At 63.0% G+C, this 13,572-nt stretch carries 15 protein-coding genes; 7 read left to right on the forward strand and 8 right to left on the reverse strand.

All coding sequences use genetic code 11. The features are described 5' to 3' along the window. The first annotated feature begins 34 nt into the window (after nt 1-34). The 5 genes from ACR30Z_RS12200 to ACR30Z_RS12220 all read left to right on the forward strand — a co-directional run bounded on the left by ACR30Z_RS12200 (nt 35) and on the right by ACR30Z_RS12220 (nt 3,831). A complete protein-coding gene (locus ACR30Z_RS12200) occupies nt 35-547 on the forward strand; it encodes a GNAT family N-acetyltransferase (RefSeq protein WP_434372780.1) in 513 nt (170 codons plus the stop codon). Nucleotides 548-610: 63 nt separating this feature from the next. Continuing rightward, on the forward strand, nt 611-1,687 hold the full coding sequence (locus ACR30Z_RS12205) for an alpha/beta hydrolase (RefSeq protein WP_144648848.1): 1,077 nt from the start codon (nt 611-613) through the stop codon (nt 1,685-1,687). A 48-nt stretch (nt 1,688-1,735) separates the two neighbouring features. Further along, nucleotides 1,736-2,710, forward strand: coding sequence for an alpha/beta hydrolase (locus ACR30Z_RS12210; protein WP_434372781.1), 975 nt, complete (start codon nt 1,736-1,738; stop codon nt 2,708-2,710). 91 nt (nt 2,711-2,801) lie between these two features. After that, nucleotides 2,802-3,428: an FMN reductase gene (locus tag ACR30Z_RS12215; protein WP_144648846.1), complete on the forward strand. Its 627-nt coding sequence runs from the start codon at nt 2,802-2,804 to the stop codon at nt 3,426-3,428. A gap of 49 nt (nt 3,429-3,477) precedes the next feature. Beyond that, the gene (locus tag ACR30Z_RS12220; RefSeq protein WP_244296541.1) at nt 3,478-3,831 is read left to right on the forward strand and encodes a zf-TFIIB domain-containing protein; all 354 of its coding nucleotides are present in this window, start codon (nt 3,478-3,480) and stop codon (nt 3,829-3,831) included. A 52-nt stretch (nt 3,832-3,883) separates the two neighbouring features. Here ACR30Z_RS12220 and ACR30Z_RS12225 read toward each other — a convergent pair whose 3' ends face one another. From ACR30Z_RS12225 to ACR30Z_RS12235, 3 genes are read right to left on the reverse strand one after another with little or no spacing between them, the layout of a single operon-like run. Then, nucleotides 3,884-4,309, reverse strand: coding sequence for an acyl-CoA thioesterase (locus tag ACR30Z_RS12225; RefSeq protein ID WP_434372782.1), 426 nt, complete (start codon nt 4,307-4,309; stop codon nt 3,884-3,886). 28 nt (nt 4,310-4,337) lie between these two features. After that, nucleotides 4,338-4,913 (reverse strand): hypothetical protein, encoded by a 576-nt coding sequence (locus ACR30Z_RS12230; protein WP_144648843.1) that lies wholly within the window; start codon nt 4,911-4,913, stop codon nt 4,338-4,340. A 7-nt stretch (nt 4,914-4,920) separates the two neighbouring features. After that, nucleotides 4,921-5,394 (reverse strand): hypothetical protein, encoded by a 474-nt coding sequence (locus tag ACR30Z_RS12235; RefSeq protein WP_144649105.1) that lies wholly within the window; start codon nt 5,392-5,394, stop codon nt 4,921-4,923. Nucleotides 5,395-5,984: 590 nt separating this feature from the next. Here ACR30Z_RS12235 and dnaB point away from each other — a divergent pair. After that, on the forward strand, nt 5,985-7,370 hold the full coding sequence (dnaB, locus tag ACR30Z_RS12240) for a replicative DNA helicase (protein WP_018779423.1): 1,386 nt from the start codon (nt 5,985-5,987) through the stop codon (nt 7,368-7,370). Nucleotides 7,371-7,398: 28 nt separating this feature from the next. On the opposite strand, the gene ACR30Z_RS12245 is transcribed toward dnaB, so the two are convergent. The 5 genes from ACR30Z_RS12245 to ACR30Z_RS12265 all read right to left on the reverse strand — a co-directional run bounded on the left by ACR30Z_RS12245 (nt 7,399) and on the right by ACR30Z_RS12265 (nt 11,983). Continuing rightward, nucleotides 7,399-7,860 (reverse strand): phage tail protein, encoded by a 462-nt coding sequence (locus tag ACR30Z_RS12245; protein ID WP_434372783.1) that lies wholly within the window; start codon nt 7,858-7,860, stop codon nt 7,399-7,401. Between the two features lie 237 nt (nt 7,861-8,097). Beyond that, nucleotides 8,098-8,556 carry a ribose-5-phosphate isomerase gene (locus tag ACR30Z_RS12250; protein ID WP_434372784.1) on the reverse strand — a complete coding sequence of 153 codons (459 nt, stop codon included), beginning with the start codon at nt 8,554-8,556 and terminating at the stop codon, nt 8,098-8,100. Between the two features lie 9 nt (nt 8,557-8,565). After that, nucleotides 8,566-10,305 carry a dihydroxyacetone kinase family protein gene (locus ACR30Z_RS12255; RefSeq protein ID WP_434372785.1) on the reverse strand — a complete coding sequence of 580 codons (1,740 nt, stop codon included), beginning with the start codon at nt 10,303-10,305 and terminating at the stop codon, nt 8,566-8,568. A gap of 39 nt (nt 10,306-10,344) precedes the next feature. Next, the gene (locus ACR30Z_RS12260) at nt 10,345-11,118 is read right to left on the reverse strand and encodes an SDR family NAD(P)-dependent oxidoreductase (protein ID WP_144648839.1); all 774 of its coding nucleotides are present in this window, start codon (nt 11,116-11,118) and stop codon (nt 10,345-10,347) included. A gap of 22 nt (nt 11,119-11,140) precedes the next feature. After that, nucleotides 11,141-11,983, reverse strand: coding sequence for a sugar phosphate isomerase/epimerase family protein (locus ACR30Z_RS12265; RefSeq protein ID WP_434372786.1), 843 nt, complete (start codon nt 11,981-11,983; stop codon nt 11,141-11,143). 202 nt (nt 11,984-12,185) lie between these two features. Here ACR30Z_RS12265 and ACR30Z_RS12270 point away from each other — a divergent pair, with 202 nt between their 5' ends. Then, nucleotides 12,186-13,523: an MFS transporter gene (locus ACR30Z_RS12270; protein WP_434372787.1), complete on the forward strand. Its 1,338-nt coding sequence runs from the start codon at nt 12,186-12,188 to the stop codon at nt 13,521-13,523. Nucleotides 13,524-13,572: the final 49 nt, after the last annotated feature.

Raw genomic sequence — 13,572 nt, forward strand, 5'->3', positions numbered from 1 at the left:
CGATCTGCCGCGGGGGGAAAACTAGACTCACGCTATGACTTTCGTGATCCGACCCGCCGCGAAAGCTGATCTGCCCGGCATCGTTGCGGTGGACCTGGCCGCGGCGCGGACTTCTCCCGCGAACGCCGGACGCTTCACGTCGAGCATCCAAGCGGCGATCGCCGACCCCGAGCGTTTGGTCCTGATGGCCGAGCTGTCACCGAACGTGGCAGCGGGCGGAGGCGTCGCCGTCGTGGGTTGGGCGAAAACGCACCTTTGGGATTTTGCGGACGGACCGGCGCCGGCCGGCCATTATCTGGCTGGCGTCACAGTTTTGCCCGATTTCCGCCGAAGGGGGCTGGCCGGGGAGCTCACCGAAGCGAGGCTGAACTGGATCTGGCAGCGGGCCAACGAGGCCTGGTATGTGGTCAATGCCCGTAATCAGGCCTCGCTGGCCCTGCACCGGGGGTGGGGGTTCCGGGAGGTCGCGCGTGGTCCCGGTTTTCATACGGTGACGTTCGACGGCGGCGAGGGGGTCCTGCTTTCAGCGGCACGGCCGTTGGACTGACGTTGGGATAGGCTGCTGCGGCCTTAGCATGGTCCACAGGTGCACCGACCGGGGGAGTGTGTGATGGGACCGTTGGAATCGATCCAGGCCAGCACGAAGCAGGGCGAATCAGTGGGTATCGGTACGGGTTCGCGCCCTCCACGAAAACGATCGTCACGGCTGCGGAAGCTGGACCTGGCGATCTTGCTGGTGCTGGTAGTCCTCTTGGCTCTTTCGGCTACTCCGTGGCCTTCCGCGATGCTGATCCGCAGTGTCTTTGAGCGTGGGGCGCAGGCGACCATCGATGAGATGACGCCATACGTCCCGGATACACCGCTGCAGTCGGAAATGGGTGTTGTCTACAAGCCCGGTTCAACTTTCGATGTCTTTAGTCCTGCCGGGACCACCGCGCCGCTTCCCGCTGTGGTGTGGATCCATGGGGGAGCTTGGATTTCCGGGGCCCAGCGCGATGTGAATCCGTACCTTCAGATACTCGCTGCGGAGGGTTACACCACCATCGGGTTGAGCTACCCCATCGCACCCGAGGCCACCTACCCCACTGCGGTGCGAGACATTAATGACGCACTTGCCTACATCAAGGCGCACGCCGCAGAGCTGAACGTGGATACCAGCCGGATAGTTTTGGCCGGCGACTCTGCGGGCGGCCAGCTTGCCAGCCAGATGGCAACGCTGACCGTGAACCCTGAATACGCCAACCTGATGGGAATCACGCCCGCGCTCCAAAAGTCTGAGCTTGCCGCCACCATCCTGCATTGCGGGGTCTATGACCTCCGGGCCATGGCTGACCTGAGCGGCATCGTCGCTTGGGGCTTCAAGACCTCCCTCTGGGCTTACACCGGTACCAAGGATTGGTCCGCCACCTATGCGGGAGCCACCATGTCCACCATTGATTTCGTCACTGCCGACCTGCCGCCGACGTTCATCAGCGGCGGCAATGGCGACGGTCTCACGTGGCTTCAGTCCGTACCGTACAGCAACCGCTTGAAAGAGGCCGGCGTGCCGGTGACCGAACTGTTCTGGCCCGCAAACCATGAGCCTGAGCTGCCGCACGAGTACCAGTTCCATCTGAACTTCGACGAGGCCCGCGAGGCGCGGGACAGGACTTTTGACTTCCTGTCCACTCACGCCGCCAGGCGGTAGTAGCTTTCTGTCGTTTGGGAATTATCTCCATGATGGAACTATTCTTGGATGGTGACCACAAATTCCGAGGAACCTGCCACAACGCGCCGCCCCGCCCTGTCGTGGACTTCCCTGTACTGGGCATCTGCGGCGTGTGTTGCGGCCCTGATCCTGGCCCCGGCCTGGATGTTGGTGGGTAACCCTGCTGTCCTGCGTGGGCATCCCCTGCTGCCGTCGCTGTTGGTGGCGGCAGTCGTGGTCGGGGTCGTGTGGGGAGTCTTGCTGTGGCGAGGCCGCCAGGCATTCCGGAGCCGTTCTGCCGTGCGCGCTGTGGGGGCGTGGGCAGGGCGGGTTGCCGTCCTTGCGTTGGTGGCCATGCTGGTTTGGCTCAACCCGTTCGCCTACCAGGCTGGCGCCGCCGCCCCGGGATCAACGGAGGCGCCCGTGGCAGAGTCGCCGACTGCGATCACCATGACGCCAGAGGGCGCGCCAGCCACAGAGGGATTGATCTTCTACCCCGGTGCACGCGTGGAGGCCCGGGCGTACGCGGACATCCTCAAGCCGGCCGTGGACGCGGGCTTCCTGGTGGTCATCCTAAAGACACCGCTGAACCTCAGCCTGTTAGACGGAAACCAGGCGCGGGGCGTCATGGCGGACCACCCGGATATTGCAACGTGGGCGGTGGGAGGGCATTCACTGGGCGGTGTCACCGCGAGTTCCTTCGCCCTGGGCAACCCGGACGTGAGTGGGCTGCTCCTCTACGGCTCATATCCGCTGGACTCCTTGCGTGACCGCGCGGGGCTGGAGGTCCTGTCCATTTCCGGAACCAGGGATGGTCTCAGTACGCCGGCGAAGATCGAGGCTTCCCGCGACTTGCTGCCCCTCGATGCCACCTTCGTCGCGGTTCAGGGCGGAAACCATGCCTACTTTGGGAGCTACGGTCCGCAGCCCGGCGACGGGGATCCGCAGATCAGCCGAGAGGTGGCGCAAGAGCAGATTTCCGCAGCCTCCGTGGCGTTCTTGAGGCAACTGGGGACGCCCTAGGGCCTTAGGGGAATACTTTCGAGCGCCCCTCCGTTCATTGATTTAGATGCAAACGCATGTAAGCTGGATGAACGAGCAACAGGAGAATGCCATGGAAACCCGCCGCATCACCGTACTTTCCGCCGGACTCGGCGTCCCGTCGTCGAGCCGCTTGCTGGCCGATCAGCTGGCCGCCTCTACCGAGCGGCAGTTGCGTGCGGCCGGCTACGAGCCCCGGATCGACGTCGTGGAACTACGCGACCTCGCCGTGGACATCGCCAACAATTTCGTCACCGGCTATGCCGCCCCGCGCCTCGCAGAGGTGATCGCCGGCGTCGAGGATTCCGACGCCATCATCGCCGTCAGCCCCGTCTTCAGCGCCTCCTACAGCGGTCTGTTCAAGTCGTTCATCGACGTCCTCGATCCCAAGTCCCTGGACGGCAAGGCCGTGCTGCTCGGCGCGACGGGCGGCACCGACCGCCACCAGATGGTGCTTGACTACGCCATGCGCCCCCTGTTCAGCTACCTGCGCACCAGGACTGCCGCAACAGGCGTCTTTGCGGGACCACAGGACTGGGGAAACACCGACGACGGCGGATCGCCCCTCTCGTCGCGGGTGGACCGGGCTGCGGGTGAACTCGTGCAATTGCTCAACGGCCCCCAACCGCATCGCAAGAACGACGCCCTGGAGTCGCTGCCGTTCGAGCAGCTGCTCGCTGGAATATCAGCAGGCAGATAGGGCGAACTAATTGCCGGGTCCGGTCGTTGGGGCAAGCATGAAGTGTCCTGTGGATTCCATTGACCTGGTGATGAGCGAACGAAGCGGCGTGGAGATTGACTACTGCCCGCAGTGCAGGGGAGTGTGGCTGGATCGCGGAGAGCTGGACAAGATCATTGATCGCGTCGCGGCAGAAACCATTCCCGGACCTGCCCGGCCTGCCGCCGCGCCGTCCCAGCCACCAATTGCGCCGCCGCCCCTCTACAACCCCTTCGAGTCCCGGCCCCAGCAGCCGCGGTACGAGGATAGGGACAGGCGGAACTACGACCGGAGGGACTACGACCGCCGCGATGGCGATCGCGACCAGTACGGCCGTAAGCGCAAGAAGAAGGAAGGTTTCTTGGGGGATCTGTTCGACTTTTAGTCTCCGTGGCCGGGGCGGAAGTGGTCCCTGCCCCGACGGGCAGGGAATGCGCTCAGGAGGTTTCTTTCTCGAAGAACAGCGACATCACGTCGGCGGGCCAGTCACTTGCGCGACTCGTTTCTTTGTCGACGTAGGCAACCGTCATGAGGCAGCGCGATACGGGATTTCCGCCGGAGTCCGCCATGGAGCACTCGATCAGTGCGTTGGAACCACGGAATTCGCGCACGAACGATGTGATGACGATCTCCTGATCGCCCCGGGCGGGACGCAGAAAATCGATTTCCATCCTCCGGACCCAGACCATGAATGGCAGCTTGCCCAGAGTCTCCAGATCCCAGCCAACATACTCCCGCAGGCCTTCCATCCGGTGATCTGCGTAGTAGGACGCGTAGACGCCGGTGTTCACGTGGTTGTAAGGATCGAGCTCTGAGAACTTGACCCGGTGCGTGGTCTTGTAAACGATTGGTGCCCTCGCCATTCAGCGCCCCTTCGACGGTACTGCTACATCAGTCACCCAGCAGCTCGATGAATTCGCGGGCCTGCTTGATGTTGATGTCCGAATGGCGCGTCAAAGCGAGTGCCGCACCCTCCACGTCACCGCTTTTTGCCAGCGTGCGGATTCGTCCGTAGATCTCATCGTTGAGCATGTTGCTGCTCACTTCCCGGGTCACGTCCCCCTTGCTGACGATTGCCCGGTAGCGGTAGGGGAAGCGCTCCGGCTCGTCGTCGTCGTCCGCCAGGAGGTCCTTGGCCGGGGCTTCGGGCGTAAACGGCTGAGGATGCGCAGCCAGTGCGCCCACGGCGTTCCGGGACGCCCGCAGGCCCTCGCCCGTAGCCTGCAGGTAGAGCTTGATGGCCGCCATGCCCTGTCCTTGCGCGATGAGCGAATAGAGCTGTCGGTGCTGTTCCTGATTCAGCTTGGCCGCAGATTCCTTGGCCAGCTCCACGGGATCCTTGGGGGCATTCGCAGCTGCGAGATCAGCTTTGCTTTCAGCCGAGCGCTTGGTGAAAGAGCGAATAAGAAGGAGCACGCCCGCAATGACCGCAACGAGGATCAGGAGCGGAATGAGGATGGAATCCATGGCGTTGTCAGAGCCGATCTACGTAGTTCTTGGCGGTAAGCAAATCTGAATGGGTGGCCTGGCGCAGGACTTTGATGGCTTCGATCTTTTTCCCACTGCGGACCAGGTTTTGCAGCTCGAACGCCAGCTGCGGATTCAGCTGGCCATTCGGAAGTACGGCCGGCTGATGGCCCGTTTGGCCGGCAGCATGTGAGCGTGCTGCCTGGGCCTGGAGGGCAGTCCTGGAGTTCTCCGCCTGCTCCCTATGGCTGGCCTCGTTCTGGCTCGGTTTGGTGGTGGCCTCGATACGGGCGCGGAGCGCCAATGCTTCCTGCACTTGGGAGGCCTGATGCGCGGCAGAACGGGCGGCCAGTTCGCGCTGGTACCTCTCGGCGTCGGAAACGCCCGTGTCGCGCGGCTTGAAGGCTGCTGTGAGCGCCCATAACAGCCCAACGAGGACGAGAAGCGGAAGGGCAATCGTCAACACGTCACCAAAGTTCATCCCCATGCCTAGAGCTTATGCCAGAACTCCGTTATCCACAGCACATTCCACCTCCGGCATAAGCTTCTGAGAGGACGGTGTCAAATTGAGACCCTCACTGTAAGATGCATCACATTTGGGGCATGTTTGCGGGGGTTTAGCCGGCCCGGGCGAATGACTGAACCTTTCGATCTGTGGATTAATATCCGCAGAATCTTTCTTTGGTCCACAGCGTGTGAGGAACGTTTTCGCAGGTCAGAGGCTACTTTCCTTGAAAAGAATTTCTCTATCCACAGACTAACCCACAGTCTGTGCACAACGTGGGGGTGGTACTCCACAGGTTTTCCACAGGGGGTGTCAGGCCGCTGCTGTAACGTGTCTGAAGTGTCCATTTAGGGCACGAATATCCCACGCAGGCTTTCTGGGGCTCCGAAAATTCAGCTGGTTTTGGAGGACCAAGGAAATCGACTGTGGATAACTTGTGGATATGGCTATTTTGTCTGACCTGACTGGCATCGTCAGATGCACCAGGCGGGCCCGTAACCACACACTGCGCTTTACGGACCGCCAGGGACCACATCTCTGCAGCGGTACACAAATGGAGGACGGCTTTGTCAGTTACGCACTTGGACTCAATCGAGGGCACACGCGCTTCCGACTCGAGCCGGAAACCTCCCCAGGACATCCCTGCTGAGCAGTCAGTACTCGGCGGCATGATGCTGTCCAAGGACGCGATAGCCGACGTCGTCGAGATCGTCCGCGGACATGACTTCTACCGTCCGGCGCACGAGACGATCTACGAATCGATCATCGACCTCTACGGTCGCGGCGAACCTGCCGATGCCGTGACGGTCTCGGACGAACTGACCAAGCGCGGCGAGATCAACCGAATCGGGGGTCCCGCTTACCTCCACGAACTCATCCAGACGGTTCCCACCGCGGCCAACGCGGGATACTACGCCGAGATCGTCGCTGAGCGGGCTGTGCTCCGCCGCTTGGTGAACGCCGGTACCAAGATCGTCCAGATGGGCTACGGCCAGGACGGCGAGGTGGAAGACCTCGTCAACCAGGCACAGGCCGAGGTCTATGCAGTTGCGGAAAAGCGCACCGCTGAGGACTACGTGGCGTTGAAGGACGTCATGGAATCCACCGTGGACGAGATCGAAGCGTCCGGCCACCGTGGCGAAGGCATGACCGGCGTTCCCACCGGTTTCTACGAACTCGATGAACTGACGCACGGACTCCACCCGGGCCAGATGATTGTTATCGCAGCCCGTCCTGCTGTTGGTAAGTCCACGTTCGCACTGGACTTCGCGCGCTCCGCCGCCATCAAGAACAACCTGGCTACAGTCATGTTCTCCCTGGAAATGGGCCGGAACGAGATCGCCATGCGTCTTCTGTCCGCAGAAGCCACTATCGGCCTGCAGGACCTCCGCAAGGGCACCATCAAGGACGAGCAGTGGTCCAAGATCGCCACCACCATGGGCCGCATGAACGACGCTCCGCTGTTCATCGATGACAGCCCCAACATGTCGCTCATGGAGATCAGGGCGAAGTGCCGCCGCTTGAAGCAGCAGCATGACCTCAAGCTGGTGATCCTCGACTACCTCCAGCTCATGAGCTCCGGCAAGAAGGTGGAGTCCCGCCAGCAGGAAGTCTCCGAGTTCTCGCGTGCCCTCAAGCTGCTGGCCAAGGAGTTGCAGGTTCCCGTCATCGCGCTGTCACAGCTGAACCGTGGTTCCGAGCAGCGCCAGGACAAGCGCCCCATGGTCTCCGACCTCCGTGAATCAGGCTCCATCGAGCAGGACGCCGACATGGTCATCCTGCTTCACCGTGAAGACGTCTACGACAAAGAATCGCCGCGTGCCGGCGAAGCCGACATCCTCATTGCCAAGCACCGTAACGGTCCCACCAAGGACATCGTGGTTGCCTTCCAGGGCCACTACTCACGCTTCGCCAACATGGCAGGCGATACCGGCGGTGGCGGCGGGTTCTAGGCCTGCCCTAGGCTGCTGGGCTTTAGGCTCAGTACTCGCCCTTGATCACGAAGTAGGAGCCACGGATCGTTCCGGCCAGCTTCGACTTTTGGCGGGCGAACTTGAACTTCGAGTCCAGTTCCTCGGGGACGTCCATGCCGTCGGCGAGCTTAAAGCCCACAGCCCGCTTTCCCTCGCCCGTGCTGTACATGACATTGATGGACAGGCCCGACTCGTAGAACACGTATGCCATCTGCAAGTCCTCCACCTGGAAAGTTGTGGCTTCCAGCGGCCTGGACTTGATCACGATGTCGCGTTCTTCCTTGAGGATCCGGCTCACCCTGTCCACTACCTCGGGGAGCTCTTCGGCGGGGCTCACTGTGAAATCGTGGTCGTACTTGTTCTTGTAATAGCGGGCTTCGTTGGCCCGCAGCCCGGCAGCGGCCTCGGCCACGGGCGAGGACTCAAGTCCCACGGTAGATACGTTCTTGAAGTCAACGATGTAGGGCAACAGCTCTCCTGGTCCGGCGTATTTGGACCAATGCTACTGATGGGGCGGCCCGGGCCAATCGAACGACGCGTTGCCGGGCCGTGACCGACGCTAGACGCGGATAGTCGTGGAGCGCGATACCACCGCGACAATTCATGCTGGCCCTGATTTTCCTGTTTTGGTTCTTCATGCCGTCTAAACCACGGTTTCCTTCCCGGAGGTCGAGGACGGGAAGGGCCGAGTAACCGATACGTGCCCCTAGCAGCCCTCGAAGTCGCTCAGCACCTTGACCTTTGCGGCTGACCCGGACTCGGGATCGAACGCGTAGCCGATCCATTCCTTGGCCAAGCGACGGGCGAGCTCCACGCCCACCACTCGCTGGCCCATGGTGAGGACCTGGCAGTCGTTGGACAGGATTGACCGCTCCACGGAGAACGAGTCGTGGGCTGCCGTCGCCCTGATGCCCGGAACCTTGTTGGCCGCGATCGCTACGCCGATTCCCGTGCCACAGAAGAGAATGGCCCGGTCCGCCTTACCGTCGCGGATCATCTCTCCGGCAGCGATGCCCACGTAAGGGTAGGGCCTGGTGAAGTCTTCGTCTGCCCGATTCACCCCGATGTCGATCACTTCGGTAATCCGGGAGTCAGTCTGAAGATCGGCCATGATTCGGTCTTTGTAATCAACGCCGGCTTCGTCGGCGCCCACGATAATGCGCATGAAATTCTCCTAGTTTGTTGCTGCGGCGGGGACGGGAACTGCAGTGAAATGAGGCCCGACGGCGGCGAACACCATGGCGAGCGACGTCGCCCCTGGATCCGGCGTGCCGATGCTCTTCTCGGCCAGTGGCCGGGCACGGCCCTTCAACGGGCGAAGTTCCGCAGTGGAGGCAGCGGCGGCGGTGGCGTCGGCCGCAGCAGCTGCCCACGCGTTCTCCAGGTCAGTCCCGGCAGCCACGCGGTCCTCCAACGAGGACGCGAACGGAAGCAGGGCATCCATCATGGTCTTGTCGCCCATCTCGGCCTTTCCAAGGCTCGCGATGCGGTCCGCGAAGGCGCGAACAGACTCTGCGAGGACGTCCGGCGTCGGGGTCTCTGCGTCACCCAAGCGCTCACCAAAGGCGCGGAGCCCGGCACCCCACAGGACGCCCGACGTACCTCCGGCCTTGTCTGCCCAGGCATCGCCCGCAGCGGCAAGGAGGGAACCGGCTCCCGCGCCGCGTTCAAGAGCAACGGCGGCCGCGTCGTGAGCGGCGGCGGATCCACGGACCATGCCGCGGCCGTGGTCACCGTCGCCAGCGATTGCGTCCATGTCGCCCAGCATCGCCTCCGAGTCGCGCAACAATGCTGCGGTGGTGTCCAAGGCCTTCAGGCACTGCCGTGCGTAGGCGCGGGAGGCCTCTGTGGAGGAGTAGTCGGCAGCGGCGGTGGCGTCCAACGCATCTTCGGCTGTGTCCGAGGAAGCCACGTCAAAGCCCACAGCACCCCGACGGTACGCCGGCGTCAGTGCCGGAGCGGTCCAGTACTGCTCAAGCTCGTCGTCCAGCCACGTCAGCGTCAGCGAGGCGCCGGCCATGTCCAGGCTGGTCACCAGCTCGCCCACCTCGGGCATCACCAGCGTGTAGCCGGCTTTGCGGAGCAGGGGAGCCACGGTCCGCCAGAGGACGAATAGCTCCTCATGCTTGGTGGAACCCAAGCCGTTGAGGATCACAGCGAGTCGCCGGGACGCCGCCGGAGTTTCGGCGAGGACGCGCCGGACCAGTTCCTGGCCAAGTTCGACGGCGGACGGCAGCTTGGTATCGAACAGCCCGGGTTCGCCGTGGATACCAAGGCCCAGGCCCATCTGTCCTTCGGGAAGGCTGAACAATGGCTGGTCGGCACCGGGGAAGGTGCAGCCGCTGAACGCCGTGCCAATGGTCCGGGTCAACTCATTCGCCTTGCGCCCCAAACGAACCACGGCGTCAAGGTCCAGCCCGGCTTCGGCAGCAGCTCCCATGACCTTGAAGACCACGAAGTCACCGGCTATGCCGCGGCGCTTCTCGATCTCCTCCAGGGAGGCACTGGCGATGTCGTCCGTAACCAGCACATTTTGAGTGGTGATTCCCTCGACATTCAGGCGCTCACTGGCCATGCCGAAGTTCATGACATCGCCGGCGTAGTTACCGTAGGTGAACACGACGCCGGCTCCGGAGTTGGCGGCCTTGGCCACGGAATAGGCCTGCTGCGACGACGGCGAGGTGAAAATGTTGCCCACCACGGCACCGTCAGCGAAGCCCGGCCCGATGATGCCGGCGAAGGCCGGGTAGTGTCCTGAGCCGCCGCCGGTGATGACGGCGACCTTCGGAGTTGCCGGGCGACTGCGACGGACAGCGCCGCCTTCCACCTGGCGGACGAGGTCCGAATGGGCATCGCAGAAACCGGCGAGGGCTTCGTCAGCGAAGTCGGCGGGATCGTTGAAGATTCTGGTCATGGTGGGTCCTGGTTCTGGATTTCGGACTGGCGGAGGGACTTAGTGGATGTGGCTGCCGCCGTTGATGTCGATGGTGGTGCCGGTGAGGTACGCGGAGTCTTCGGAGGAGAGGAACGTGATCACTGCGGCAACTTCCTCCGTGGTGGCGTTGCGGCCCAGGGGGATGCCGGCATTGATGGCGGCTTCCTGCTCTTCGGTGCTGCCGACGCGGATGTTGGTGTCCACGGCGCCGGGGGTGATGGCGTTGACGGTCACGCCGGTCTCACCGATTTCGCGGGCCAGCGCCTTGGTGAAGCCTAGGATGGCGGCCTTGGCTGCGGAGTAGGGAACCTTGCCGAACACGCCGCCGCCGCGCTGCGCGGACACCGAGGACATGTTGACGATGCGGCCCCAACCATTGGCGATCATGCCCGGGAGGAACGCCTTGGTGACCAGGTAGGTGCCGGTGGCGTTGACGTCCATGACCTTGTGCCACAGCTCAAGCGTGGTTTCCAGGAACGGAACGGGGGAGGTGATGCCGGCGATGTTGGCCAGGGCTCCAACGGGCGGGAGGTTTCCGGCGGTGACTTCTGCAGCCACGGCGGCCTGGGCTGCGGTGACGGAAGCTTCGTTGGCGACGTCGATCTCGTAGCCGAAGGCCGGAACGTTGAATTCGTTGGCAATCTCGGCGGCAACCTTGGCGGACTTCTCCCCGTCGAGGTCCAGGATAACGATGCCCCAGCCCTGGTTGGCGTAGCGGCGGGCGGTGGTGAGGCCGATGCCGCGATCGGAGGTAGCTCCGGTGAGGACTGCGGTGCGCTGGATGGTGGTCATGGTGCTCCTTGGATGGTGGTTGTTAGATGAGGTCTGAGATGTAGCTGGCCGCTTTGGCTGCAGCAGCGGGGCGTTCGTCGTGGGTGACGTCCCGGGTTTCGAGTTCCAGGGAGAAATGGCCGGCGTAGGCCATGTCCCTGAGTGCCACGAGTCCGGCGCCGAAGTCGGCCTGGCCGTTGCCGATGCTGAGGTTGATATTCCCCGGCTCGTTGGCTGTGGCCGGCACGGCGTCCCGGAGGTGGACGTGCTTTATCCGGGAGGAGAAGCGGTCCACGAAGTCCACTGGGTCGCCACCCGACGCGACGATGTGGCTGAAGTCCATGACGATTCCGACGTCGGAACCGGCAAGGCGGTCGGCCAGCAGCTGCGCGCGTTCGGTGTTCCAGCACAGCCGGTAGTAATGCAGGGATTCGGTCCACAGCTCGACGCCGAACTCCGCCGCGCGCTTGGAAGCATGGATCAGTTGGGCTGCTACGACGTCGATGTCCTCTTCCACGCTCCGCAGGGGATCATGGTCGATGGCCCCGCATGGCAGGACGAGCGCCTTCGCGCCGGTCTTGGCCGCCAGGGTGAGCAGCATCCCGAGGTGCCGTTCGCGCGCTGCCTGAGCGCCGGCGTCGAGCGTAGCGTTCAAGTCGCCGACATCGCCGTTGACCGAGAGGACACGCATGCCCGTGTCATTGACGACGGCGGCAACCGCCTCCACGGCCCTGGCGTCCAGTACGTAGGGCACATGGTCGCAGACGCCCGGGAGTGCACCGAGGTCGATTTCCTCGAAGCCGAGGCGGCCCATGGTGTTCAGGGCTGCGGCCAGATCCTGGTGGCGAAAGCTGATGGACGAGCAGCCCAGTCGTTGATGAAACATCGTCGTTGATCCTCAAGTTGGGGCCCTCGCCAGAGAGGGACCGTAGTGATGGAGACCACGTTAGCTAGGTTGACTGTCAACAGTCAACCTTCGAAGTTGACTGTTGACATTGCTGGTGTCCTCGGTCACAGTTGACGTATTATGTTGACTGTCGACAGTGGGGTTGCCGAAGAAGCGCCGCACTTTTGAAAGGGAAAGACACATGAGCAATGAAGCTCTGACCATGCGTGGTCCGGTTCATGGAACCAAGGAAGCAAAGCGCGTCGCCGTCGGTTCCGGCGTTGGCGCAGTCATCGAAACCTACGATTTCATCGGTTTCGGCACCGCCGCTGCACTGTACTTCGGTACGGCGTTCTTCCCGGGCGCCGACCCGGTGACTGGCACCTTGGCCTCCTTCGCGACCCTCGGCGTCGGCTTCGCTGCCCGTCCGTTGGGTGGCATCATCGGTGGCCACCTCGGCGACAAGCTCGGCCGTAAGCCGGTGCTCGTTGCGTCGCTGATCCTCATGGGCCTGGCAACATTCGCCATCGGCCTCCTGCCGACGTACTCGCAGGTGGGTCTCCTTGCTCCCGCGCTCCTGGTTTTGGTCCGCATCATCCAGGGCCTGGCTTTCGGTGCTGAATGGGGAGGCGCCATCCTGATGAGCTACGAGCACGCACCGTGGCGGAAGAAAGGCCAGTTCACGGGCATCGTGCAGGCCGGTTTCCCCGTTGGCCTCCTGCTCGCCAACCTTGTCTTCCTCAGCAGCGTGGGCCTGGGCAGTGAGTGGGCCTGGCGGGTGCCGTTCCTCGCGAGCATCGTGCTTGTGGCTGTTGGCTTGATCATCCGCTCCAAGGTTCCCGAGTCCCCGGTATTCGAGGACGTCAAAGCCAAGGGCGACATCGTGAAGTCCCCCATCGTCGAGGTCATCAAGACCGACTGGCGCAACATCGTCCGCGGCATCGGCCTCCGCATCGCCGAAACTGCCGGCTACGCCGTTTCCGTGACGTACATGATTTCCTACCTGCACACCAACAACCTGGCCGACAAGACCGAAACCTTGGTGGCGCTCTGCATTGCGGCCGGCATCGGTATCTTCGCAACATACTTCTGGGGCAAACTGACGGACCGCGTTGGTCGCCGTCCTGTGTACATCTGGTCCACGGCCTTCGCAGTGGTGTTCGGCATCCCGATGTTCATGCTGGTGAACACCGGAGTGTTCCTCCTCATCATCGCCACCATCGTCATCGCCTACGCCGTCTGCCAGAACTCCCTGGCCGGCGCCCAAGGTGCATGGTTCCCGGAGCTCTTCCAGGCCAAGACCCGCTCCTCCGGCGCGTCGCTGTCCTACCAGATCTCCGCCATGGTCTCCGGTTTCACCCCCTTCATCACCACCCTGTTGTTCGTCAGCATGGGATGGATGGGCCCGGCCCTGCTGTTCAGCGTCTACGCCGCCATCGGCCTGTGGGCAGCGCTGATCACCCGTGAAACCTGGGGCAAGCGCGAGCGAGCTCTCGCCGAAGAAGCCGCCAGCAAAACTCCCCAGACGGTAAACGCCTAAAGCACCCCTCGACGTCGGGCGCGTTCTCCCCATCGGTACGCGCCCGACC

The organism is Paenarthrobacter sp. FR1, assembly GCF_051106045.1.
Taxonomy (GTDB): domain Bacteria; phylum Actinomycetota; class Actinomycetes; order Actinomycetales; family Micrococcaceae; genus Arthrobacter; species Arthrobacter nitroguajacolicus_A.